Source organism: Ramlibacter sp. PS3R-8 (genome assembly GCF_037572435.1).
In the GTDB taxonomy this organism is placed as follows: Bacteria; Pseudomonadota; Gammaproteobacteria; order Burkholderiales; family Burkholderiaceae_C; genus Ramlibacter.
Window position 1 is genome coordinate 25,926 of the sequence record NZ_JBBHGT010000006.1, and the last position, 23,412, is coordinate 49,337.

Annotated in this window: 19 protein-coding genes and 1 pseudogene; 8 read left to right on the forward strand and 12 right to left on the reverse strand. The window is 68.1% G+C overall.

Going from position 1 to position 23,412, the window contains the following annotated elements; genetic code table 11:
- From argS to WG902_RS18510, 5 genes are all read right to left on the reverse strand, one after another.
- A complete protein-coding gene (gene argS, locus WG902_RS18490) occupies positions 1–1,674 on the reverse strand; it encodes an arginine--tRNA ligase (RefSeq protein ID WP_340061672.1) in 1,674 nt (557 codons plus the stop codon).
- Positions 1,675–1,793: 119 nt separating this feature from the next.
- Complete coding sequence (locus WG902_RS18495; protein ID WP_340061673.1) at positions 1,794–2,246, reverse strand: DUF2214 family protein; 453 nt, start codon at positions 2,244–2,246, stop codon at positions 1,794–1,796.
- The gene (locus WG902_RS18500) at positions 2,243–3,175 is read right to left on the reverse strand and encodes a LysR family transcriptional regulator (RefSeq protein WP_340061674.1); all 933 of its coding nucleotides are present in this window, start codon (positions 3,173–3,175) and stop codon (positions 2,243–2,245) included. Before WG902_RS18500 ends, WG902_RS18495 begins: the two co-directional genes overlap by 4 nt.
- A 50-nt stretch (positions 3,176–3,225) precedes the next feature.
- On the reverse strand, positions 3,226–4,353 hold the full coding sequence (locus tag WG902_RS18505; protein ID WP_340061933.1) for a CaiB/BaiF CoA transferase family protein: 1,128 nt from the start codon (positions 4,351–4,353) through the stop codon (positions 3,226–3,228).
- A 46-nt stretch (positions 4,354–4,399) separates the two neighbouring features.
- Positions 4,400–5,329 carry a hydroxymethylglutaryl-CoA lyase gene (locus WG902_RS18510; RefSeq protein WP_340061675.1) on the reverse strand — a complete coding sequence of 310 codons (930 nt, stop codon included), beginning with the start codon at positions 5,327–5,329 and terminating at the stop codon, positions 4,400–4,402.
- Between the two features lie 53 nt (positions 5,330–5,382).
- On the opposite strand from WG902_RS18510, the gene WG902_RS18515 reads away from it, so the two are divergent.
- Positions 5,383–6,057: a glutathione S-transferase family protein gene (locus tag WG902_RS18515; RefSeq protein WP_340061676.1), complete on the forward strand. Its 675-nt coding sequence runs from the start codon at positions 5,383–5,385 to the stop codon at positions 6,055–6,057.
- Here WG902_RS18515 and WG902_RS18520 read toward each other — a convergent pair whose 3' ends face one another.
- Positions 6,058–7,014, reverse strand: coding sequence for a Bug family tripartite tricarboxylate transporter substrate binding protein (locus WG902_RS18520; protein ID WP_340061677.1), 957 nt, complete (start codon positions 7,012–7,014; stop codon positions 6,058–6,060).
- Positions 7,015–7,127: 113 nt separating this feature from the next.
- Here WG902_RS18520 and WG902_RS18525 point away from each other — a divergent pair, with 113 nt between their 5' ends.
- The 7 genes from WG902_RS18525 (at position 7,128) to WG902_RS18555 (ending at position 16,214) form a co-directional block, all read left to right on the forward strand.
- A complete protein-coding gene (locus WG902_RS18525) occupies positions 7,128–8,108 on the forward strand; it encodes an amidohydrolase family protein (protein ID WP_340061678.1) in 981 nt (326 codons plus the stop codon).
- Between the two features lie 82 nt (positions 8,109–8,190).
- Positions 8,191–8,871 carry a haloacid dehalogenase type II gene (locus WG902_RS18530; protein WP_340061679.1) on the forward strand — a complete coding sequence of 227 codons (681 nt, stop codon included), beginning with the start codon at positions 8,191–8,193 and terminating at the stop codon, positions 8,869–8,871.
- A gap of 16 nt (positions 8,872–8,887) precedes the next feature.
- Positions 8,888–11,083, forward strand: a complete 2,196-nt coding sequence (locus WG902_RS18535) for a malate synthase G (protein ID WP_340061680.1) — start codon at positions 8,888–8,890, stop codon at positions 11,081–11,083.
- 298 nt (positions 11,084–11,381) lie between these two features.
- Complete coding sequence (locus WG902_RS18540; protein WP_340061681.1) at positions 11,382–13,721, forward strand: DUF1631 family protein; 2,340 nt, start codon at positions 11,382–11,384, stop codon at positions 13,719–13,721.
- 27 nt (positions 13,722–13,748) lie between these two features.
- Complete coding sequence (locus WG902_RS18545) at positions 13,749–13,970, forward strand: cysteine-rich CWC family protein (protein ID WP_340061682.1); 222 nt, start codon at positions 13,749–13,751, stop codon at positions 13,968–13,970.
- Entirely contained in the window at positions 13,967–15,445 is a 1,479-nt protein-coding gene (locus WG902_RS18550; RefSeq protein ID WP_340061683.1) for an MFS transporter, read from the forward strand. Before WG902_RS18545 ends, WG902_RS18550 begins: the two co-directional genes overlap by 4 nt.
- 7 nt (positions 15,446–15,452) lie before the next feature.
- Positions 15,453–16,214, forward strand: coding sequence for a class II glutamine amidotransferase (locus WG902_RS18555; protein ID WP_340061684.1), 762 nt, complete (start codon positions 15,453–15,455; stop codon positions 16,212–16,214).
- Between the two features lie 164 nt (positions 16,215–16,378).
- Here the strand turns inward: WG902_RS18555 and WG902_RS18560 are convergent.
- The 6 genes and pseudogenes from WG902_RS18560 to gshA all read right to left on the reverse strand — a co-directional run.
- Positions 16,379–16,495, reverse strand: a pseudogene (locus WG902_RS18560) (glutathione synthase); the annotation flags it as partial.
- Between the two features lie 225 nt (positions 16,496–16,720).
- Positions 16,721–17,680, reverse strand: coding sequence for a glutathione synthase (gene gshB / locus WG902_RS18565; RefSeq protein WP_340061685.1), 960 nt, complete (start codon positions 17,678–17,680; stop codon positions 16,721–16,723).
- Positions 17,681–17,689: 9 nt separating this feature from the next.
- Entirely contained in the window at positions 17,690–18,664 is a 975-nt protein-coding gene (locus tag WG902_RS18570; protein ID WP_340061686.1) for an alpha/beta fold hydrolase, read from the reverse strand.
- A gap of 2 nt (positions 18,665–18,666) precedes the next feature.
- The gene (locus WG902_RS18575; protein WP_340061687.1) at positions 18,667–20,109 is read right to left on the reverse strand and encodes a flavin-containing monooxygenase; all 1,443 of its coding nucleotides are present in this window, start codon (positions 20,107–20,109) and stop codon (positions 18,667–18,669) included.
- Between the two features lie 17 nt (positions 20,110–20,126).
- A complete protein-coding gene (locus WG902_RS18580) occupies positions 20,127–21,995 on the reverse strand; it encodes a potassium transporter Kup (protein ID WP_340061688.1) in 1,869 nt (622 codons plus the stop codon).
- A gap of 120 nt (positions 21,996–22,115) precedes the next feature.
- A complete protein-coding gene (gene gshA, locus WG902_RS18585) occupies positions 22,116–23,408 on the reverse strand; it encodes a glutamate--cysteine ligase (protein ID WP_340061689.1) in 1,293 nt (430 codons plus the stop codon).
- Positions 23,409–23,412: the final 4 nt, after the last annotated feature.

Here is a 23,412-nt window from a genome sequence, read left to right on the forward strand (position 1 = left end):
TCACATCTTGTGGGGGGCACTCACCCCCAGCACAGCCAGTCCATTGTGCAATACCTGCGCACAGGCGGCCACCAGCGCAAGGCGCGCGGCCTTCAATTTCTCGTCTTCCACCAGGATTCGCTCGCTGTCGTAGTAGCTGTGATACGCCGCCGCGAGGTCACGCAGGTAGAAAGTGATGTCGTGCGGCGCGAAATCGGCCGCAGCCGCCGACAGCACCTCGGGATAGCGCGCCACCTGCACCATCAGGTTCAACGCGGCCGGGTGCTCCAGCGAGGACAGGTCCGCATCCGCAAGCCTTGCCGCATCACCGCCCCACGCGGCCAGCACCGAGCAGATGCGCGCATGGGCGTACTGCACGTAGTACACCGGGTTGTCATTGTTCTTCGCGATCGCCAGGTCGATGTCGAACGTGTACTCGGTGTCCGCCTTGCGCGAGACCAGGAAAAAGCGCACCGCGTCCTTGCTGGTCCACTCCACCAGGTCGCGCAGCGTCACGTAGCTGCCCGCGCGCTTGGAGATCTTGACCTCTTCGCCACCGCGCATGACGCGCACCATGGTGTGCAGCAGGTAGTCGGGATAGCCTTGCGGGATGCCCACGCCCGCCGCCTGCAGGCCGGCGCGCACGCGGGCGATGGTGCCGTGGTGGTCGGTTCCCTGGATGTTGACCACCTTGGTGAAGCCGCGCTCCCACTTGGTGACGTGGTACGCGACGTCCGGCACGAAGTAGGTATAGCCGCCGTCGGACTTGCGCATCACGCGGTCCTTGTCGTCGCCGTAGTCGGTGGACTTCAGCCAGAGCGCGCCGTCCTGCTCGTAGGTCTTGCCGGCAGCTTTCAGGCGCTGCACCGTCTCGTCGACCTTGCCGCTGGTGTACAGGCTGGACTCGAGGAAGTAGTTGTCGAACCGCACGGCGAAGGAGCGCAGGTCCAGGTCCTGTTCGCGGCGCAGGTAGGCGACGGCGAACTGGCGGATGCCATCGAGGTCCTCGACGTTGCCGCTGGCGGTGAACTCGCGGTCGTCGGCCTTCACCGTCTTCTTCGCCAGGAAGTCGTCGGCGATGTCCTGGATGTAGTCGCCGTTGTACGCGGCCTCCGGCCAGCCCGCGTCGCCGGGTTTGACGCCTTTGGCGCGCAACTGGGTCGAGCGCGCCAGCGTCTCGATCTGCACGCCGGCGTCGTTGTAATAGAACTCGCGCCAGACCGTCCAGCCCTGCGTTTCGTACAGGTTGCACAGCGCGTCGCCCAGCGCCGCCTGGCGGCCGTGGCCGACGTGCAGCGGCCCGGTCGGATTGGCCGAAACGAATTCGACCAGGATGCGCTGGCCATTGGACGGTTGCGTGCCGAAAGCACCGGCGCTGGCGAGCACTTCGCGAACGACTTGCTGCTTGGCGGCGGGCTTCAGGCGGATGTTGAGGAAGCCGGGGCCGGCGATCTCGACGGCATCGACCCACCTGGCGAACGCGGGCGTGGCCAGCAGGCTGTCACGCAGGGCTTCGGCCACCTGCCGGGGATTGCGCTTGAGGGGTTTGGCCAGTTGCATGGCCGCGGTGGAAGCCAGGTCGCCGTGCGCGGCCGCCTTGGGCAGCTCGAAAACCGCTTTCTCGCCGGCGCCGGGGGAAAGCGCATCCAGCCCGGCCGCCAGCGCGGCGAGCAACTCTTGTTTTGCTTGAAGCATTCGGGGGATTGTAGAGGGGGGTATTCGCGACGGCGGGGTGCGCTGCGCGCAACCCGGCCTACACGGGACGCTCGCCCGTACCCCGTAGGTCGGGTTCGCGCAGCGACCCCGACAACCCTCTACGCCCCGTACCCCCGCGCCAGGAACACCGCCGCCAGCGGAATCAACGGGATGATGTGGGCCTGCAGCATCACCAGCTTGCGCACCTTGCGGACCTCCTCGTCCGGCGGCAACGCGCCCGAGGCGCGCAGTTCACGCCGCCACCGGGAAAATCGCAAGGTGGGCTGGATCGAAATCAGCCCCACCGCCACGAACGCGGCGAGCTTGACGTACAGCAGCCAGTTGCCCCCGTACCACTCCGCGCCCTTGGCGCCCAGAAAAACGCGCGCCAGCCCCGTGGCGAACAGCACGCCCGCTGTGATGCCGTAGATGCGGTCCACCGTCACCAGCCGTTCCACGACTTTGGCGTTCATCCATTCGGGCCGGCACAGCGCAGCCTCGCTCGAGATGAAGACCACCAGCGCGAGGATGGCCAGCAAGTGGGCATAGGCCAGCAGGGATTCGAGGATCATGGTTGGTGCGCGGCCATCCAGAACTGCGGCTGCGCGTAGTGATGTTTGAGGAAGTCGATCCACAGCCGCACCCGCAACGGCAGGTGCTTGCGCTGCGGGAAGACGGCGTAGATCCCATTCGGCGGCGCGGCGAACGAGGCCAGCACTTCGACCAGGCGGCCGTCGGCGATCTCCTGCTCCACCTCCCAGGTGCTGCGCCAGGCGATGCCCCAGCCCTGCACGCACCAGTCGTGCAGCACCTGGCCGTCGGAACAATCCAGCGGGCCGGCGGGCTTGAAGTGCGCGATCTCGCCGGCGCCGTCCTTGCCGGGCAGCAGGAACGCCCAGCCGCGCGTCTGCGATGCATCGCTGGACAAGGTCAGGCAGTCGAACTTGACCAGGTCATTCGGGTGCTGCGGCATGCCATGCCGCTGCAGGTACTTCGGCGTCGCCACGCACAAGCGGCGGTTGTCGCCCAGGCGCACGCTGACCAGGGACGAGTCGGGAAAGTCGCCGACCCGCACGGCGCAGTCGAAGCCTTCCCCCGCGACGTCGACGACGCGATCGCTCAGGTTCAGCGAGATGGTGACGTCGGAGTGCAGTTCGCGGAACCGGGGCACCAGCGGTGCGACGTGGCGACGGCCGAAGCCGGCGGGCGCGGTGATGCGCAAGTGGCCGCTGGCCTTGACGCCGCCGGCGCTGACGCTCGCCTCCGCATTGCCGATGTCCGCCAGCAGCCGCTGGCAGTCCTCGAGGAAGGCGCTGCCCTCGTGCGTGAGCGTGATGCGGCGCGTGGTGCGCACCAGCAGCTTGACGCCCAGCCGCTCCTCCAGCGCGTCGAGGCGCCGGCCCATGATGGCGGGGGCCACGCCCTCGGCGCGCGCGGCGGCCGTCAGGCTGCCCTTGGTGGCAACCGAAACAAAGGATTCCAGCTGCTTGAGCTTGTCCATGCGGCGCCGATTATGCGCGCCACGGTCACGAATGCATGCGGCAACGACCGCTATTGCGGCGCCGAAGGCGGCATCAAGCGCTCGATCGCCTGTTCGTCGTATCCAAGCTCGCGCAACAACGCCGGCCCATGTTCGTTGAACTTCGGCGGGTCGAGGCGCACGCCGGGGCGGTGTCCATCCAGCTTCAGCGGCAGCAACGGCACCTTGGTGAGGCGGCCGTCCGGCAACGTCATCGGCGCCAGTCCGCCCGTCGCATTGAGGTGCGGATCGTCGAACAGGTCCTGCGGCCTGGTGATCGGCGCGAACGGCAGGCCGTGCTTTTCGAAGAGGCCGCTCAGTTCCTCCACGTCGTGGCTCGCAAGCCGCTCGCGCAGCATCGGGATCAGCCAGTCGCGCGCATGGACGCGGTCGTTGTTGGTCTTCAGCCGCGGGTCCGCGAACAGGTCCGCGTAGCCGAGCGCCTCGCAGAACACCTTCCACTGCGAGTCGCTCACCGCCGCCAGGAACACCTGCTTCCCATCCCGGACGGTGAACACGTCGTAGACAGCCCAGGCCGAGATGCGGCCCGGCATCGGCGCGGCCGGCTGCCCGGTGACGGCGAACTGCATCATGTGCTGCGCCACCAGGAACACGTTGTTCTCGAACAGCGCGCTCTGCACCTCCTGCCCGCGGCCGGTGTGCTCGCGCTGCGCCAGCGCCGCCATCGCGCCGATCGCGCCGAACATGCCGCCCATGATGTCGTTGACGCTGGCGCCGGCGCGCAACGGGTCGCCGGGCCGGCCCGTCATGTACGCCAGGCCGCCCATCATCTGCACCACTTCGTCCAGCGCGGTGCGGTGGTCGTACGGCCCCGGGAGGAAGCCCTTGTGGCTGACGAAGATGACGCGCGGGTTCACCTTGGAGAGGGACGCGTAGTCCAGCCCCAGCTTCGCCATCGTGCCGGGCTTGAAGTTCTCGCTGACGATGTCGGCGGTGGCCGCAAGCTTCAATGCGGCCGCGCGGCCTTGCGGCGTCTGCAGATCCAGCGCGATGCTCTTCTTGTTGCGGTTGAACAGCGGGAAGAAGCCGGCGCCGGAGCCGAGCAGCCGCCGCGTGTTGTCGCCTTGCGGCGGCTCCACCTTGATCACCTCCGCGCCCAGGTCGGCCAGCACCATGCCGCAGGTGGGTCCCATCACCATATGGGTGAATTCGACGACGCGGATGCCGGCATAAGGCAGGTCGGGCTCAGCCACGTTGAAGCTCCTGCGCGAAGCCCTTGGGCAAGCCCGCTTCCGGCGTCATGCCGTACAGCGGCTCGCCCGGCAAACCCTGCTGCAGTGGCGCGCGTGCCGCCAGCAGACGCGCGAGGTCCACCCCCGTCGACACACCCATCGCCTCGAACATGAACACCAGGTCTTCGGTCACCACGTTGCCCGACGCGCCCGGCGCGTACGGACAACCCCCCAGGCCGCCGAGCGAGCTGTCGAAAGTGCGCACGCCGACATCGTAGGCGGCCAGGCAATTGGCCAGGCCGAGACCGCGCGTGTTGTGCATGTGGGCGGCGCCGGTGCGATCGCCGATCTGCGCGAACAGCCGCTGGAACAGACGCCGCACCTGGGCGGGGTTCGCCATCCCGGTGGTGTCGGACAGGCCGACATCATCGACGCCGGCTTCGGCCAGGGCAGCGGCCAGGCGCACCACGTCGTCCTCCGGCACCGCGCCTTGCAGCGTGCAGCCGAAGGCGGTGGACACGCCGGCTTCCACCTTCGCTTGCGGCGCGATCGCGTCGCGCAGCGACAGCACCGCGCGCACTTCGTCCAGCATTTCCAGCGGCGTCTTGCGCACGTTGGCCAGCGAATGGGCCTGGCTGGCGGAGACCGGCAGCGTGAGCTTCTGGACGCCGGCGCGCAAGGCGGCTTCAGCCCCTTTGCGGTTCGGCACCAGCGCCATCACCGTCCAACCGGGCAGCGAGAGCGCGTGGCGCACGACTTCCGCCGCATCGGCCATCTGCGGCAGCAGTTTCGCCGGAACGAAGGACGCCACCTCGATCTCGCGCAGGCCGGCCGCATGCAGTGCGTCGATCCAGCGCAACTTGGCCGCGGTCGGCATGGTCGCCTGCACGGATTGCAGGCCGTCGCGCGGGCCCACTTCGCTGATCAGGACTTCAGGTGGCATGGCCGGATTGTCCCGCATCGATGGCAGCACTTTCGACCTGCTATCTTGCGGCCATGGCCCAGCAATTCACCCTTTACTCGGGTCCCCTCAGCATGTTCGGCGCCAAGGCCGAGATCGCCGCGCGCGAGAAGGGGCTCGACTTCGAACTGGTGATGGTGCCGTTCGACTTCGACAAGCTCTACACGCCGAAGCACCCCGAGGTACTGCGCGTCAACCCCAAACGGCAGGTGCCCGTGCTCGTCGACGGCGACCTCGCGCTGTTCGACTCCACCCAGATCTTCGAGTACCTGGAGGACCTGCAGCCGCGGCCCGCGCTGTGGCCGCGCGACCTGCGCGAGCGGGCCCGCGCCAGGCAGCTGGAACTGAAGTCCGACGAGGTGTACTTCCCGCACGTGGTGCGGCTGATGGGACTGCAGTCCAGCCTGCAGGACGCGCCGGCGCTGGCAGCCATCGCAGCCGCGCGGGCGTACTGCCTGGAGATGGACGCCTTGCTGGCGCAGCGCGAATGGCTCGCGGGCAGCTACAGCTACGCGGACATCGCGTTCTACATGGCCGCGCTGTTCGGCGAACGGCAAGGCGCGCCGCTCACGGCCGACATGCCGCGGCTGCTGGCCTGGCGCGAGCGCATGGGCGGGCGCCCCGCCGTGCGCCAGGTGGCCGGCACCATGGGGCGCTGGCTGGCCTCGGTCGGCCGGCCTGTGCCCGCCTTCCTGCGCGCGCTCGGCTGATCACTCCGGCTTGAACCCCGACGCCTTGATCGGCGTTTCCCAGCGCTTGAGGTGCGACACCTGCGTGGCCGCCAGGTCGGCTGCGGGCGCATGGCTGGGCACCAGGCCGAAGCCGAAGATCTTCTCCTGCACCACCGGGTCACGCAGCGCGTCGGCGACAGCGCGGTCGATGCGGCCCACCACGTCCGCCGGCATGCCGGGCGGGCCGTACAGGCCGAAGAAAGCATCCGCGGCCATGTTGATGCCCTGCTCCTTGAGCGTCGGCACCTCGGGCAGCGCCTTGGAGCGCTGCTCGCCGGTGACCGCGAGGATGCGCACCTTGCCCGCCTTGTGGTGCTCGATGGTTTCCGAAGCGGTGTCCACCATCAGCGGGATCTGGCCGCCGATCAGGTCCTGCGCCGCGGGAGCGCCGCCGCGATAGGCCACATGGGTGATCGGGACGCCCGAGGCCTGGCCGAGCATCAGGCCGGCGAAGTGCGGCACGGTGCCCGCACCGGAGGTTGCGTAGTTGGCCTTGGCCGGGTTGGCCTTCATCCAGGCCAGCACGGCCTTCAGGTCGCCTTGCGGCGCGCCGGGCCCGGCGGTGACCGCGAAGTCGAAGGTGACGATGCGCGAGACGGGCGTGAAGTCCTTGACGGGGTCGTAGCCGATGTTGCTGTAAAGCCAGGGCGCGATCACCATCGCGCCGCTGGGCGACAGCACCAGCGTCTGGCCGTCCGGCGCCGCGCGCTTGAGCTCGCCCAGCACCAGCCGGCCGGCCGCGCCGGGCTTGTTCTCGACGATCACGTTCTGGTTGAGCGACACGGCCAGTTTCTGCGCCAGCAGGCGGGCGATGACGTCGGCCGAGCCGCCCGGCGGGAAGCCGACCCAGATCCTCAGGGTGCGGTCCTGCGCGAGGACGGCGGGGGCGGCAAGCGCGGCGCCGGCAAGTGCGGCGAAGTGGCGGCGTTTCATCATGGAGTCTCCTGCGGTCCGGTCGGTCGAAGGCCGGAAGGTTAGCAAGCTACCATTCCAGCCGCCATCCGGTCGCACCCTCAGACGACCCCACCAGCGAGAAAAGGAAGTACGCCATGACCGTCATCGACGTCCACACCCACATGTTCACCACCAGGTGGCTCGAACTGCTGAAGAACGAAAGCCGCATCTACAACATCAAGACCCGGCCGGACGGCCAGCAGGAGATCTTTCGCGGCGACACGCCGGTGGTGATCCCGCAGAAGGGCCACTTCGACTGGGAGCTGCGCATCCAGCACATGGACCAGGCGAAGATCGACATCAGCGTGGTGTCGCTGACCTGCCCCAACGTGTACTGGGGCGGCGAGGAGGTGAGCGTGCGCGCCGCGCGCGAGGCCAACGACAACGTTGCCGATGCGCAATCGCGCTATCCGGACCGCATCCGCTGGTTCGCTTCGCTGCCGTGGGAGTACCCGCAGCGCGCGGTGGAGGAGCTGGAGCGCAGCTGCGCCAAGGGCGCGGTCGGCGTGATGGTGCTGGCCAACGTCTCCGGCAAGAGCCTGACCGACCCGATGTTCGCCCCCGTCTGGGCCGAGATCAACCGGCGCAAGCTGCCGGTGCTGGTGCACCCCACCGACCCGCCGGGCGTGGACTTCATGGACATGACCAAGTTCGACCTGAGCTGGTCGGTCGGCTTCATGTTCGACACCACCCTGGCCATCACGCGGATGATCTTCGAGGGCTTCTTCGACCAGTACCCGGACCTGAAGATCATCGCCTCGCATGGCGGCGGCACCCTGCCTTACCTGGTGGGCCGCTTCGAGAAGGGCGACGAGGTCGAGCTGCCGTCGCGCCGCCAGATGAAGCGCAAGCCCACCGACTACCTGCGCCATATCTACTACGACAGCATCACCTACAACCTCGGCGCGTTGCAGTACCTGGTCTCGGTCGTGGGGCACGAGCACGTGATGTTCGGCACCGACTGGCCGCACTGGGTGCACGACACCAAGGGCGCCTTCGCCAACACGGCGGCGTTGCCGGAGCAGCAGATGAACGCGATCCGATCTCGCAATGCGGAACGCATTTTCAGCTTCTGAGGCCGATTAGGCTCATTGAAATCACGGATTCCAAGCCTTTGGTTGGATTAATGGCGGCCGAAGTGCGTAATACAGTACTGCCATGGATCAACCCAAGGCGGTGCTGTTCGATGCGTACGGCACCCTTTTCGACGTCTACAGCGTAGGGCTCCTCGCGGAGCAGCTGTTTCCGGGCCGCGGCGAAGCCCTGGCCGTGCTGTGGCGCGACAAGCAGATCGAGTACACCCGGCTGGTCACCACCAGCAACGACGGCGCGCACTACCAGCCGTTCTGGGACCTCACGCGGGCGGGCCTGCGCTATGCATGCAAGCGGCTCGGCCTGGACCTCACGGCCGAACGCGAGCTGCAGCTGATGAACCAGTACCGCCACCTCTCGGCCTTTCCGGAAAACCGGGAAGTGCTGGAGCGCCTGAAGGAGCGCGGCGTGGTCACCGGCATCCTGAGCAACGGCGACCCGCAGATGCTGGGCATCGCGCTGCGCAGCGCGGGGCTCGAAGGCCTGCTCGATCACGTGCTCAGCGTCGACAAGGTCCGCAAGTACAAGACGCACCCCGACGCCTACCGGCTGGGCACGCAGGCGACGAAGTTCGCCGCGCGCGACATCCTCTTCGTCAGCTGCAACGCCTGGGATGCGCTGGGCGCCACCTGGTTCGGCTACCGCACCCTGTGGGTCAATCGCTACCAGCTCCCGTTCGAGGAGCTGGGCACGCAGCCCACCCGCACCGGCGCCACGCTGCGCGACGTGCTGCCCTTTTTCGATTGAACCTCCGGAGAACACCATGACCAGCCGCACGACCGTCCTCGGTCTCGAAGTGGACACCGCGCTGAAGCGCTTCATCGACGAACAGGTGCTGCCCGCCGTCGGCGTCCCTGCCGACCGGTTCTGGCAAGGCTTCGACGCGATCGTCAAGGACCTCGGGCCGAAGAACGCGGCGCTGCTGGCGGAGCGGGATCGGCTGAAAGCGGAGATGGACGCGTGGCACCGCAAGAACCCGGGCCCGATCCGCGACATGGCGGCCTACCGCGCCTTCCTGGAGAAGATCGGCTATCTCGTGCCGGTGCCCAAAGGTGCCAAGGCGACGACGTCCAACGTGGACGCGGAGCTCGCGCTGCAGGCGGGCCCCCAGCTGGTCGTGCCGATCCTCAACGCGCGCTACGCACTGAATGCGGCGAACGCACGGTGGGGCTCCCTGTACGACGCGCTGTACGGCACCGACGTGATCCCCGAGGACGGCGGCGCGGACAAGGGTCCGGGCTACAACGAGGTGCGCGGCGCGCGCGTGATCGCCCGGGCGCGCCAGGTGCTGGACCAGGCAGTGCCGCTGGCCAGCGGCTCGCACGCCGACGCCACTGGCTACACGGTCGAAGGCGGGCAGCTGGTCGTGCAGCTCAAAGGCGGCAAGCGCTCCGGACTGAAGGACGCCGCCAGGTTCGTCGGCTACCAGGGCGACCCGAAGTCGCCGTCCTCGGTGCTGTTGAAGAACAACGGACTGCACCTGGACGTCATCATGGACCGCAAGACCCCGATCGGCGCCAGCGATGCGGCCGGCGTGAGCGACGTGGTGGTGGAAGCGGCGCTGTCCACCATCCTCGACCTGGAAGATTCCGTCGCGGCGGTGGATGCGCAGGACAAGCTGCTGGCCTACCGCAACTGGCTCGGCATCCTGCAAGGCACGCTGACCGAGCAGGTCAGCAAGGGCGGCAGGAGCTTCACGCGCGGGCTGAACAAGGACCGCATCTACACCAGCGCCAAGGGCGACGGCGAAGTGCGCCTGCACGGGCGCTCGCTGCTGTTCCTGCGCAATGTCGGCCACCTCATGACCAACCCGGCCATCCTGTGGGACGGCGGCAAGGAGATCCACGAAGGGATCATGGATGCGGTCATCACCACCGCGATCGCGATGGTGGACCTGCAGGGAAAGGGCAAGGACGGTATCCGCAACTCGCGCACCGGCTCCATCTACATCGTCAAGCCGAAGATGCACGGCCCGGCGGAAGCGGCCTTCGCCTCCGAGCTGTTCGGCCGGGTCGAACAATTGCTCGGGCTGCCGGAGAACACGGTGAAGCTGGGCATCATGGACGAGGAGCGCCGCACCAGCGTCAACCTGCAGGCCTGCATCGCCGCTGCGGCGGCGCGCGTGGCCTTCATCAACACCGGTTTCCTGGACCGCACCGGCGACGAGATGCACACCGCCATGTACGCGGGTCCGATGATCCGCAAGGGCGACATGAAGTCGAGCGCCTGGATCCAGGCCTACGAGAAGAGCAACGTGCTGGTCGGCCTGGCCTGCGGGCTGCGCGGGCGCGCGCAGATCGGCAAGGGCATGTGGGCCATGCCGGACCTGATGGCCGCGATGCTGGAGCAGAAGATCGTGCACCCGAAGGCGGGCGCCAACACGGCGTGGGTGCCCTCCCCCACCGCGGCCACGCTGCACGCGCTGCACTATCACCAGGTGGACGTGTCCGCCGTGCAGCAGGAACTGGAAAAGACCGACCTGGATGCCGAGCGCGACAAGTTGCTGGCAGGCCTGCTCACCGTGCCCGTCGCCGCGCAGGCGAACTGGAGCGCCGCCGAACGCCAGCAGGAGCTGGACAACAACGTGCAGGGCATCCTGGGCTACGTGGTGCGCTGGGTGGACCAGGGCGTGGGTTGCTCCAAGGTGCCCGACATCCACAACGTCGGCCTGATGGAAGACCGCGCCACCCTGCGCATCTCCAGCCAGCACATCGCGAACTGGCTCGAGCACGGCGTGGTCACGAAGGAGCAGGTGCTGGAGACCTTCCAGCGCATGGCCGCCGTCGTCGACAAGCAGAACGCCGGCGACCCGCAGTACCAGCCCATGGCCGGCAACTGGGACAGCTCGTACGCTTATCGCGCCGCGCTGGACCTGGTGCTCAAAGGCAAGGAGCAGCCGAGCGGCTACACCGAGCCGCTGTTGCATGCGTGGCGGCTGAAGGTCAAGGCGGCTGCGTGATCGTGGACGCCGGGGTTCGCTGACGCGAAACCCGGCCTGCGAGAGACGGCTTCGCAGGCCGAGTTCGGCAAGGCGACCCCCACCCCGCGAGAGACGGGCTTCGTAGGTCGGGTTCGGCGACGCCGACCCCGACATTGCGCAAGCGGTGTTACGTCTCGCAACGCGGAAGCACATCGCGTTGCCAACACTTGCCAGACCCCTTTCCGCTCGGCCCGGAGAACTCCACGCCGGTCTGGCGCCCTGTTCGCAACCCGGGGCATCGCCGCTCTAATCTCGCGACAACAAGGAGTCGTCCGGGATGTCCGCAGTCAGCCCCACGGTCGCGCGCAGCATCGGCGCGGCTTGCGCCGTCGCCGGCGCGCTCGTCGACCAGTGCGTGGACCATGCGGTGGCCGAACTGCAGGCGGCGGAGGCGCGCGCCATGTCCCCGCAGCGGCAGCAGCTGTCCGACGCCTGGCGCGAACTGCTGGCGCGCCGCAAGGGCTGGAAGGAACAGTTTCCCCGCTTGCTGGCAAGCGCCTGCGAACGGGACGCCAGGGACGACGGTTCCGGCGCGCACGCCGGATTCACTTCCAGCTTCGCCGACCTCAGCCTGGTCGATGACAACGTGATCGCCAGCAAGATCGAGTCCTCGCGGCTGGCGCAGCAGCTCACGTCCGCACTCGAGCGTCCGTTGTCCGAACTCGACGCTCTCATGAGCAGCGCGCTCGGCCTCGAAGTCATCCACCCGGAACGCAACCCCCTGCGGCCCGCCGTGTACGCGAGGGTGCTGCGCAGGATGATGGGCGAGGGCGTGACGGACACCGCTTGGACCGGGCTGTGGCTGCGGTCCATGGCCAAGCCGCTGGCCGAACAACTGGACCTGCTGTACGTCGACCAGGTGAAGATGCTGTCGCAAGCGCAAGTGCATGCAGCGCACTACCGGCTGGTCACCACGGCTTCGCCATCGGCGCCTTCCCGGACGGCCGGCATGCCAAGCGTCGACGACACCGGGCATGCCGGCGCCACGGGCGAAGCCCCGTCTGCCCCGCAGGCGCTCGCGTCCTCCTCCGGCTTCGCCGACCTCGCGCCACAACAGGCCATCGACGGCGCGCGTCTGCAGCGGTTCCTGCTGCGCGGGGAGACTCAGACGCATCGGCCGCTGGCCCCCAGCTTCCATGCGCAGGCGCGAGCCGAACTGCTGGAGCTCGAATCCGACCGGGGCGAACAACAAGCCTACGACGCGGGCGCCGCACGGCAGCACATGCACCTGCCGGCGGTGGACCGGCCGCCGCGCCGGGTGGCCACGGACAGTCCGCTGCCCCAGGACGTGTGGGGCGGCATGGCGGCGCCGCGCGAGCGCGCGCTGGTCCGCGGCCGCCTCAAGACCGAGGCCCGCGAGGCGGGGCAGGTGTTCGGGCTCGAAGTGGTGCGGCGGCTGGTGGACCGCGTCGCCGAGGACCCGCGGCTGCTGGCGCCCGTGCGGGAGGCCATCGTCGGCCTGGAGCCTTCGCTCGCGCGCCTGGCCATGGTGGCGCCGCGCTTCTTCAGCGACGAAGCGCATCCGGGCCGCCTGCTGGTGGAAAAGGTGGCGGAGCGCAGCTTCAAGTTCAACGACGAATTCAGCGTCGAATTCCAGGGCTTCTTCAACGCCGTGGCGCAGAGCTTCAGCCGCCTCAACCAGGTCGACCCGGTGGAGAGCCCGGAGCCCTTCCGCTTGGCCCTCGACACGCTGCAGGCCGGCTGGTCGGCGCAGGATGCGATGGACGACGAGGCGCAGCACAAGGTGCTGGAGGCGGTGCAGCTGGTGGAAAAGCGGCAGCACGAAGCCGAGCGCATCGCCTCCGAACTGTGGCAGCGCGCGGACCTGGCCGACGCGCCGCAGCCCGTGCAGGAGTTCCTCCTGGGACCCTGGGCGCTGGTGGTGGCGCATGCCCGCCTGGCGCAGCCGCAGGGCGGCATCGATCCCGGCGGCCATCTCGGCGTGGTGACCGAGCTGCTGTGGAGCGTCAACAGCGAGCTGATCCTGCGTGAGCCGGCGCGCGCCTTCGAGGTCATCCCGCGCGTGCTGCAAAAAGTTCGCGCCGGCCTGGAAAGCCTGGGCCAGCGGCCGGGCGAAGCCAACAGCTTCTTCCAGCACCTGGAGCAGCTGCACCGGCCGGTGATGAAGCTGCGCGCGCGGCACCGGCACCGCGACGTCGCCCCGGTCGAGCCGGTGCGGCTTCCGGGCGATGCCTCGGACATCGTCGAGCAGGGCGACCAGCTCTGGATGGCGCCGAGCGAATTGCGCGCGGCCGGCTTCGAAGACACCGTGCCGTCAGAGGTTGCCCAGTTGCGTCCCGCGCGTGCCTTGCACGCCCCGCTGCCGGTGCTGGACCAGGGCGAGGCCGACCACGTGGTCGCGGCGCTGGCGCTCGGCGCGTGGGTGGATCTCTTCTCGCGGCAGCAGTGGCGCCGTGCCAAGCTGGTGTGGGCTTCCGCCAAGGGCAGCCTGTTCATGTTCGTCAGCCACGGCGGCCAGCCGCACTCCATGACACGCCGCAGCCTGCAGCGCCTGGTGAAGAAAAGATTGTTGCGGCCCGTGGAGCGCGACGGCGTGGTGCCGCGCGCGCTGGAGAAACTCGGCGAGCCGAGCGCGCCCATGCCACTGGCAGCGTGACCCCGCCCGCGGCGTGGGCGCGCTACGATGGCATTCGTGCCGCCTGCCCTGCCTGATCCCGTGCTCTGTCCCCTGTGCGGCCAGCCCAACCGCTGCGCCATGGAGGTGCAGCGGGCCACCGGCGAGGCGCAGCCGCCGTGCTGGTGCACGCAACTCGATTTCACCGCCGATCTGCTGGCCCGCGTGCCCGCACAGGCCCAGCGCCTGGCGTGCATCTGCGCCGCCTGCGCCCGCGAAGGCGCGGCGTGAGCGCCGACGGCTCGATCGAGGCGCTGCGCGCGCGCCATGGGCCGCGCTATCGCTGGCTGTTGCTGATGTCGGTGATGGTGGGCACGATGGCCTCGATCATGTCGTCCACCGTCGTGAACGTCGCCATCCCGGACATGAGCCACTACTTCGCGCTCAGCCAGGAGCGGGCGCAGTGGGTCAGCTCCGGCTTCATGGTGGCCATGACCATCTCGATGCTGACCACGCCCTGGCTGCTGTCACGCTATGGCTACCGGCGCACCTACGTGGGGACCATGGTGCTGCTGATGACCGGTGGCATCGTCGGCGGCCTGTCGACGCTGTTCCCCCTGGTGCTGGCCGCCCGCGTGACCGAAGGGCTCGCCGCGGGCGTGGTGCAGCCGATTCCCGCCATCGTCATGCTGCGGGCCTTCGAGCCGCACGAACAAGGCCGCGCCAGCGGCCTGTTCGGCATGGGCGTGGTGCTGGCGCCGGCGCTCGGTCCCAGCATCGGCGGCGTGCTGGTGGACTGGTTCGGCTGGCGTTCGATCTTCTTCATGGTCGTGCCGTTCTGCCTGCTGTCGCTCTGGCTGGCCTACCGCTACGTTCCCGTGACATCGCCGGGCGGGGCCCACGCCGGCGCGGGCGGACCGCGACTGGACTGGCGAGGGTTGGCGATGGGAAGCATCGGCACGCTGTGCCTGCTCAATGGCCTGGTGGAACTGCGCGGCGGAAACCCGCCGTTGGCGGGCGCGCTGTTGACGGCGGCGCTGGTGGCGCTGGCCGCGATGATCACCTGGCTGCGGCGCGCACGGCGCACGGGCCGCGAGCCGCTGATGAACCTGGACCTGTTCGGCTACCGGACCTACGCCTTCGGCAGCCTGGTGGCCTTCATTTATGGCATCGCGCTGTTCGGCTCCACCTACCTTCTGCCGGTCTACATGCAACTCGGGTTGCAGATGCCGGCATCGCGCGTGGGCACGATCCTGCTGCCTTCGGGGATCGTGCTGGCCATCACCATCGGCATTGCCGGGCGCCTGACCAACCGGCTGCCGACCTACGTCATGGTGAGCAGCGGCTTGTTGCTGCTGGCGCTTTCGTTCGCGCTGATGCCGCTCATCCACCTCACCACGTTCCTCTGGATGCTGATGGGCTTTGTCATCCTGGGCCGGATCGGCCTGGGCTTCATCCTGCCCTCGCTCAACCTTGGCGCGATGCGGCCCCTCGACAAGGCGTTGATCCCGCAGGGAGCCAGCGCGATCAATTTCCTGCGCATGCTGGGAGGCGCCGTGGGGGTGAGCCTGTGCGCCATCGTGCTGGAGTGGCGGCTGGCGGTGCACGGCGACGCGCTGGGCAACCCGGGCACCAGTGTCGCGCGGCTTGCCGCATTCAACGAGTCGTTTCTCCTGCTGGCGGCGATCATCGGCCTGGCCATCCTGGCCGCGTGGCAGTTGCGCGATGCGCCGGCGGCGCCCGGCGCCGCCGCGCCTGGCCAATAATCACCCCATGTGCCAGCTGCTCGGGATGAACTGCAACACGCCGACCGACGTGACGTTCAGCTTCGCCGGTTTCGCGCAGCGCGGCGGCCGCACGGACCATCATTCCGACGGCTGGGGCATCGCCTTCTTCGAGGGCCTCGGGCTGCGGCATTTCGTGGACCACCAGCCGGCCTGCGACTCGCCAGTGGCCGAACTGATCCGGCGCTACCCGATCAAGAGCCGCAATGTCGTCGCGCACATCCGCAAGGCGACGCAGGGCGAGATCGCGCTGCAGAACTGTCACCCGTTCGTGCGCGAGCTCTGGGGGCGCTACTGGGTGTTCGCGCACAACGGCGATCTGCAGGATTTCCACCCGCGCCTGCATGCCAGTTTCCGGCCGGTCGGCACCACCGACAGCGAGCGCGCGTTCTGCTGGCTGCTGCAGGAGCTGTGGAAGTCGCACGCCGACGTGCCCAGCGTGGAGGAGCTGACGCTCACGTTGCGCGAGCTGGCGCCGCGCATCGCCAGGCATGGCCGCTTCAATTTCCTGCTGTCCAACGGCGAGGCGACGTGGGCGCATTGCTCCACGCATCTCTGGTACGTGGAGCGCAAGCATCCTTTCACGCATGCGCACCTGGCGGACGAGGACCTGAGCGTCGACTTCGCGCAGCACACCTCCCCCGACGACCGCGTGGCCGTGATCGTCACCGCGCCGCTGACGGTGAACGAAACCTGGACGCAGTTTCAGCCGGGGGAGTTGAAGGTCTTCGTGGATGGTCAGGTGCGGTAGGGAGCGGGTGCGGGTGCGGAAGCGGGAGCGGACAGCCGGACGCAGAAGGCGCAAAAGTTACGCAGAAGACGCAAAAGGACATCCAAAACCCTTTGAATTGTTTTGCGACTTCTGCGTGCCGAAGGCTTCTGCGTCTTCTGCGTCCGGTACCCGATCCCTCTTCATCAGAGGACCGTCTTGTCCTCTTCGACCGCTCGCTCCAGTGCATCGACGAACATCGCCGGCACGTCGAAGCCGGTCTGCTGCGTGATTTCCTGGAAGCAGGTCGGGCTGGTCAGGTGGTCAGGTGCGGTAGGGAGCGGGTGCGGGTGCGGGAGCGGACAGCCGGACGCAGAAGGCGCAAAAGTTACGCGGAAGACGCAAAAGGACATCCAAAACCCTTTGAATTGTTTTGCGACTTCTGCGTGCCGAAGGCTTCTGCGTCTTCTGCGTCCGGTACCCGATCCCTCTTCATCAGAGGACCGTCGTGTCCTCTTCTTCTGCGTCCGGTACCCGATCCCTCTTCATCAGAGGACCGTCGTGTCCTCTTCCACCGCATGCTCCAACGCATCGACGAACATCGCCGGCACGTCGAAGCCGGTCTGCTGCGTGATTTCCTGGAAGCAGGTCGGGCTGGTCACGTTGATCTCGGTGAGGCAGTCACCGATCACGTCCAGGCCGATCAACAACAGGCCGCGCGCCGACAGCAACGGCCCGATGGTCTCGGCGATCTCGCGGTCGCGCTCCGTGATGGGCTGCGCCACGCCCAGCCCGCCGGCGGCCAGGTTGCCCCGCACCTCGCTGCCCTGCGGAATGCGCGCCAGCGAAAACGGCACCACCTTGCCGCCGATGACCAGCACGCGCTTGTCGCCCTGCGAGATCTCGGGCACGAAACGCTGCACCATCAACGTGGTGGCCCCGTGGTGGTTCAGCGTCTCGGTGATGGAACCCAGGTTCATGCCATCCGGCCCGACGCGGAAGATGCCCATGCCCCCCATGCCGTCCAGCGGCTTGAGGATGATGTCGGCGTGCTCGGCATGGAAGCGCCGCACCTCGTCGGCCGAGCGGGTGACCAGCGTGGGGCTGACGAACTGCGGGAACTCCATGATCGCCAGCTTCTCCGGGTGGTCGCGCAGCGCGGCCGGCCGGTTGAACACCCTGGCGCCCTCGCGTTGCGCCTGCTCCAGCAGGTGCGTGGCATAGAAGTACTCGTCGTCGAACGGCGGGTCCTTGCGCATGATGACCGCGTCGTAGTCCTTCAGCGGACGGGTGACGGTCGCGTCCACCCGGAACCAGTCCTCGGTGCCCGTCAGCGTGACCTGGCGGATGACGGCGTGCACCACCTCGCCTGAACGCCAGGTCAGGTGGCGCGGCTCGCAGGCCGCGATGCGGTGGCCGCGGCGCTGCGCCTCGCGCATCATCGAAAAGGTGGTGTCCTTGTAGATCTGGAAGACCTCGAGCGGGTCGGCGACGAAGAGGATGTTCATGGTTTCACGTCAAGCTAGGGCCGCACTTTTGCACAGATCGCCGTGCGCCGCCCGCGCGCATTCCTCCAGCCATGCCGCCGTCCCGGTTGCCTCGGTCACCAGGATCATGTGCCCGCCAGGGATGACCTTCAGCCGCGCCTGCGGCACCTTGTCACGCAAGGCCTCGCCATGCGCGCGCCAGTCCAGCACCCGGTCGCCTTCGCCGTAGAGGATGTCGACCGGCATGCGCAACTCGCCGTAGCGCTCCTGCTGCGCCGGCAGGTCCGCCTCCACCAGGACCATGTCGGTCGCGGCGCCGTAGAACGCAGCCGGCCGCAGGCCGTACAGGCCGCCACCGCGCAGGGCAAAGTCCGCGGGCGCGGCATGCGGGGCGAACAGCGCCTCCAGCACGGCGCGCGTGTTCAGGATGGCCAGCGGCGTGGCAACGGTGTGCGCGATGAAGCTGCGCAGCCGGGGCGTGCGGATCGCCATGCCCCGGAACGGCGCCGGCACGTGCGGGTTGAAGTGCGTCAGCGGCGCGATGAGGGCCAGGCCCGCGATGCAAGCGGGGTCCTGCAACCCGACGCTCAGCGCGATGGCACCGCCCAGGGAATGGCCGACCAGCAGCGGCGGCGACTCCAGGCGCAGCGCGCGGATGAAGGCCGCCACCAGCCGCGCCTGCGCTGCGATGTTGGCCTTGGTGTCATCGCGCCGCGGCGAATAGCCCGAGCCGGGGCGGTCGGGCAGCACCAGCGTCCAGCGCTGCGCCAGCTCCTGCAGCGGCAGGAAGTTGAAATTGCCGGACTGGCCGCCCAGGCCGTGCACCAGCACGATGGCCGGGCCCCGCCCCATGCGCCGGTAATGGATCCGCTCCCCCTCCACCTCGATCCACTCGCCTGTGGGTGGGAAGGACTTCTCCACCTTGCGGGCCACGAAGCGGGTGAACAGCGCGGCGGCGGCCAGCAGCACCAGCAGCACGAAGACAAGGGTCAGCAGGAGATACATGGTCAGCGGGGCGTCTCGCCGCGGCGCGCGAAGCGCAGCGCCCCGTCGCGCAGCGGCGCCAGGTTCAGCGAAAACAGGTCGAGGAGATAGTTCTGGTAGATGCGCCACGGCTTGCGCGATCCCTGCCGGGGCAGCTCGCCGGAGGCACGCTGGATGTAGCCGGAGCTCAGGTCGAGCGCCGGCCGCGTCTGCCCGGCGTCCGTATCCAGAACCGGCACGCAGACGTCGAGCCCCTGGCGGCGAATGTGGTTCAGCATGCGGCAGACCTGGCGTGCGATGAGCTCGCACTTGAGCGTCCACGACGCGTTGGTGTAGCCCATGGCCATGGCCAGGTTCGGCAGGCCGCTGAGCATCATGCCCTTGTACGACAGGGCATCGGTCACCTGCAGCGGCTGTCCGTCGATGGTGATGCGCGCGCCGCCCAGCAACTTGAGCTTCAGGCCCGTGGCCGTGACCACCAGGTCGGCGGGCAGCACCCGGCCGGACGCCAGCTCCACGCCCTGCGGAACGAAGCGGGCGACCTGCTCCGTGACGATCGATGCGCGTCCGGAATGCACGGCGCGAAAGACGTCCGCGTCCGGCGCGATGCACAGGCGCTGGTCCCACGGGTCATAGCGGGGCTGCAGGTCGCGCTGCTGCACCGTCGGCCCGAAACGCGCCTGCGCCTGTCGCACCAGCCAGTTGCGCATGGCTGCCGGACGCCGGCGCGAGAACTGGAACAGCGCGGAGGACAGCAGGATGTTCTTCCAGCGGATCAGCCGATAGGCCGCCTTGCGCGGCAGCACCGCCTGCAGCGCGCGGCCGATCGCGTCGCGTGCCGGCAGCGCGATGATGTAGCTGGGCGATCGCTGCAGCATCGTGACGTGCGCCGCCTTGGCAGCCAGCGATGGCAGCAGCGTGATCGCGGTGGCGCCGCTGCCGATCACCACCACCTGCTGGTTCGCGTAGTCCAGGTCCGCGGGCCAATGCTGCGGGTGGACGATCCGGCCGGCAAAGCTCTCGCGCCCCGGCCACGCGGGGTCGTAGCCCTGCTCGTAGTCGTAGTAGCCGCTGCAGAAAAACAGGAAGCGGCAGGTAAGGCGCAGCGCCTGCCCTTCGCGTTCGGCCTCGACATTCCAACGCGCCGTGGCGGGGTCCCAATTGGCGCTGGTCACGCGGTGCCCGAAGCGGATCTGCGGCAGCACGCCCTCTTCCCGCGCGGTAGCGCGGATGTAGTCGCGGATGGCGGCGCCGTCGGCGATGGCCGCATCGCTGGTCCACGGGCGGAAGGTGTAGCCGAGCGTGAACATGTCGGAGTCCGAGCGGATGCCGGGATAGCGGAACAGGTCCCAGGTGCCGCCGATCGCGTCGCGGCCTTCGAGGATGACGAAGCGCTCCTGCGGGCATTCGCTGCGGAGGTAGTGCGCGGCCGCGATGCCCGAGAGCCCCGCGCCGACCACCACCACGTCGAAGTCTTCCGGGCTCAGATCTCCACCTTGCTGCCCAGCTCCACGACGGAGTTGTTCGGCAGGCTCAGGAAATCAGCCGCGCCGCTGGCGTTGTGGTGCATCTGCGCGAAAAGCTTCTCCCGCCAGGCCGCCATGCCGCCGCCGATCGTGGGAACGACCATGTCGCGGGACAGGAAATAGCTGGTGGTCATCGGCTCGATCTCGCAGCCCCGCGAGCGGATCTGCTCCAGCGCGCGCGGCACGTCGGGATCGTTCTTGAATCCGTAGTGGATGGCGACCTGCCAGCAATCATGGCCCAGGGGCACGATCTCGACCCGGCGGTCCAGGCCGATCCACGGCACCTCGTGGCTGCGAACGCTGACGAACAGGTTGTGCTCGTGCAGCACCTTGTTGTGCTTCAGGTTGTGCAGCAGTGCGTTCGGCACGGTGCCGGGTTCGGCCGTGAGGAACACCGCGGTCCCCGGCACGCGCAGCGGGGGGGCCTGGAACACCGACTCCAGGAAACTCCCGAGGTCGATGGCGTCCGAGCGCAGCTTCTCGTTGAGGATTTCGCGGCCGCGTTTCCAGGTCATCATCAAGGTGAAGATGAGGCCGCCGATCATCAGCGGGAACCAGCCGCCGTCCAGCAGCTTCAGCAGGTTGGACGCAAAGAACGCGAGGTCCACGACGAAGAACCAGCCGGTTGCGGCCACGCACAGCGCGAGCGGGTAGCCCCACCCGTAGCGGATCACGAAGAAGGTGAGGATGGTGGTGATCAGCATGTCCAGCGTCACGGCAATGCCGTAAGCGGCCGCCAGGTTGCTGGAGGAGCGGAACATCACCACGGCGATCACGATCGCCACGAACAGCCCCCAGTTCACCGCCGGCACGTAGATCTGCCCCGTGTCGTGCACGCTGGTGTGCTGCACGTTCAGCCGCGGCAGGTAGCCGAGCTGCACCACCTGCTTGGTCACGCTGAAGGCGCCCGTGATCAGCGCCTGCGACGCGATCACGGTGGCCATCGTCGCCAGCACCACGAGCGGGACCAGCGCCCAGTCCGGCGCCATCATGTAGAACGGGTTCTTCACCGCTTCCGGCCGCGCCAGCAGCAGTGCACCCTGGCCGAAGTAGTTCAACGTCAGCGCCGGCATGACCACGCTGAACCACGCCAGCCGGATCGGCTTCTTTCCGAAGTGCCCCAGGTCCGCATACAGGGCTTCCGCCCCGGTGACGCACAGCACCACGGCGCCCAGGATGATGAAGCTGGTCCCGGGGTTGTTCCACATGAACTGCAGCGCGTAATACGGACTCAGCGCTTTCAGGATCTCCGGATGGTGGACGATGTGCGAGACCCCCAGCACGGCGATGGAGACGAACCACACCAGCGTGATCGGGCCGAAGAACTTGCCGATGCCGCTGGTCCCGCTCTTCTGCACGGCGAACAGGCAGAACAGCACCACCAGCGTGAGCGGAATCACCCAGTCCTTCATCGCGGGCGACACGATCTCGAGGCCCTCGACCGCGGAAAGCACCGAGATCGCCGGGGTGATGACTCCGTCGCCGTAGAACAGCGCAGTGCCGAAGATGCCGACGCCCAGCAGCACCTGCCGCAGCCTCGGCTTGTCCTTCACCGCTTGCGACGCCAGCGCCAGCATGGCGATCAGGCCCCCCTCGCCGTTGTTGTCGGCGCGCAGGACCAGCACCACGTACTTGATCGAGACAATGACCGTCAGGGTCCAGAAGAAGATGGACAGAACGCCATAGACGTTCTGGGGCGTGAAAGGGACGTGGCCCGACCCGAACACTTCCTTGACGGCGTACAGGACGCTGGTTCCGATGTCGCCGTAGACGACCCCGACGGCGCCGATGGTGAGCGCCGCTAGCGATGATTTCGAATTCTTCACGGACAGCCCCGTCCCCGGCTGACGATGCCGGCGGGGTCTTGGACCTTGGGAGCGCTATTGTGCGCTTCGGTGCCGGGCGCGGGCGGGCGTTTGTTGCAGTGCAGCAACCGCCCGTCCCGATTAGTCGTAGCTCTCGGCGTCGGGGTCCGTGCCTTCCAGCTCGTAGCTGGCCGCCAGCATGGCCAGGCGGCCGATCACCCCGTACATGTAGAAGCGGTTCGGCGCGCTGGCGCCCGGCTTCTGGCCTGGCTGAGGTAAGCGCGTACTCTCGGCAAACGCCAATGGCACGAAGCTGGCCCCGGGGATGTTCAGGTTCTCGTCGATGCCGCGCTCCGCGTGCACGCGGTAGAAGCCGCCCACCACGTACCGGTCCATCGTGTAGACGACGGGCTCGGCCACGGCGTCGTGGATCCGCTCGGCCGTCAACACGCCTTCCTGGATGATCACCTCGGTGACCTGCTGGCCGCCCTTGGTGGTGGCCATGCGTTCCCGGGTGCGCTCCTGGATCTGGTCGAGCTCCTTGACGTCGCGCACGGTCATGATGCCCATGCCGTAGCTGCCGTTGTCGGCCTTGACGATGGTGAAGGGCTTCTCGTTGATGCCGTATTCCTTGTACTTCTTGCGCACCTTGGTGAGCACGGCGTCGACGTTGGTGCGCAGGCAGTCCATGCCCTCTTCCTTGGCGAAGTCGACCTCGCCGCACTTGGCGAAGAGCGGATTGACCAGCCACGGGTCGATGCCCAGCATCTTGCCGAAGCGCTTGGCGACCTCCTCGTAGCTCTGGAAGTGGCGGCTCTTGCGCCGCACCGACCAGCCGGCATGCAGCGGCGGCAGCAGGTACTGTTCGTGCAGGTCTTCCAGGATGCCGGGCGGGCCGGCCGTCAGGTCGTTGTTCAGCAGGATCGTGCAGGGGTCGAAGTTCTTCAGCCCCAGCCGGCGCTTGGTGCGCACCACCGGCTCCAGCGTCACGGTGTCACCGTGCGGCAGCTCGATGGTGGTCGGCTTCTTGATGTCGGCATCGATCGAGCCGATGCGCACGTTCAGCCCCGCCATGCGGAAGATCCGCTGCAGTTGCACGATATTGGCCAGGTAGAACGAGTTGCGCGTGTTCTCGGGAACGACCAGGAGGTTCTTGGCCTCGGGGCAGATCTTCTCGATGGCGGCCATCGCGGCCTGCACCGCCAGCGGCAGCATCTCCGGCGTGAGGTTGTGCCAGCCGCCCGGATACAGGTTGGTGTCCACCGGCGCGAGCTTGAAGCCGGCGTTGCGGATGTCCACCGAGCAGTAGAACGGCGGCGTGTGCTCCATCCATTCCAGGCGGAACCAGCGTTCCACTGCGGGCATGGATTCGAGGATGCGTTGTTCGAGCTCGTTGATCGGGCCCGTCAGCGCCGTGGTGAGGTGCGGAACCATTCGG

Bases quoted from the DNA above. Each gene is read 5' to 3' on its own strand.
- argS (WP_340061672.1), bottom strand. From the start codon at position 1,674: ATGCTTCAAGCAAAACAAGAGTTGCTCGCCGCGCTGGCGGCCGGGCTG.
- WG902_RS18495 (WP_340061673.1), bottom strand. From the start codon at position 2,246: ATGATCCTCGAATCCCTGCTGGCCTATGCCCACTTGCTGGCCATCCTC.
- WG902_RS18500 (WP_340061674.1), bottom strand. From the start codon at position 3,175: ATGGACAAGCTCAAGCAGCTGGAATCCTTTGTTTCGGTTGCCACCAAG.
- WG902_RS18505 (WP_340061933.1), bottom strand. From the start codon at position 4,353: ATGGTGATGGGACCCACCTGCGGCATGGTGCTGGCCGACCTGGGCGCG.
- WG902_RS18510 (WP_340061675.1), bottom strand. From the start codon at position 5,329: ATGCCACCTGAAGTCCTGATCAGCGAAGTGGGCCCGCGCGACGGCCTG.
- WG902_RS18515 (WP_340061676.1), top strand. From the start codon at position 5,383: ATGGCCCAGCAATTCACCCTTTACTCGGGTCCCCTCAGCATGTTCGGC.
- WG902_RS18520 (WP_340061677.1), bottom strand. From the start codon at position 7,014: ATGATGAAACGCCGCCACTTCGCCGCACTTGCCGGCGCCGCGCTTGCC.
- WG902_RS18525 (WP_340061678.1), top strand. From the start codon at position 7,128: ATGACCGTCATCGACGTCCACACCCACATGTTCACCACCAGGTGGCTC.
- WG902_RS18530 (WP_340061679.1), top strand. From the start codon at position 8,191: ATGGATCAACCCAAGGCGGTGCTGTTCGATGCGTACGGCACCCTTTTC.
- WG902_RS18535 (WP_340061680.1), top strand. From the start codon at position 8,888: ATGACCAGCCGCACGACCGTCCTCGGTCTCGAAGTGGACACCGCGCTG.
- WG902_RS18540 (WP_340061681.1), top strand. From the start codon at position 11,382: ATGTCCGCAGTCAGCCCCACGGTCGCGCGCAGCATCGGCGCGGCTTGC.
- WG902_RS18545 (WP_340061682.1), top strand. From the start codon at position 13,749: ATGGCATTCGTGCCGCCTGCCCTGCCTGATCCCGTGCTCTGTCCCCTG.
- WG902_RS18555 (WP_340061684.1), top strand. From the start codon at position 15,453: ATGTGCCAGCTGCTCGGGATGAACTGCAACACGCCGACCGACGTGACG.
- gshB (WP_340061685.1), bottom strand. From the start codon at position 17,680: ATGAACATCCTCTTCGTCGCCGACCCGCTCGAGGTCTTCCAGATCTAC.
- WG902_RS18570 (WP_340061686.1), bottom strand. From the start codon at position 18,664: ATGTATCTCCTGCTGACCCTTGTCTTCGTGCTGCTGGTGCTGCTGGCC.
- gshA (WP_340061689.1), bottom strand. From the start codon at position 23,408: ATGGTTCCGCACCTCACCACGGCGCTGACGGGCCCGATCAACGAGCTC.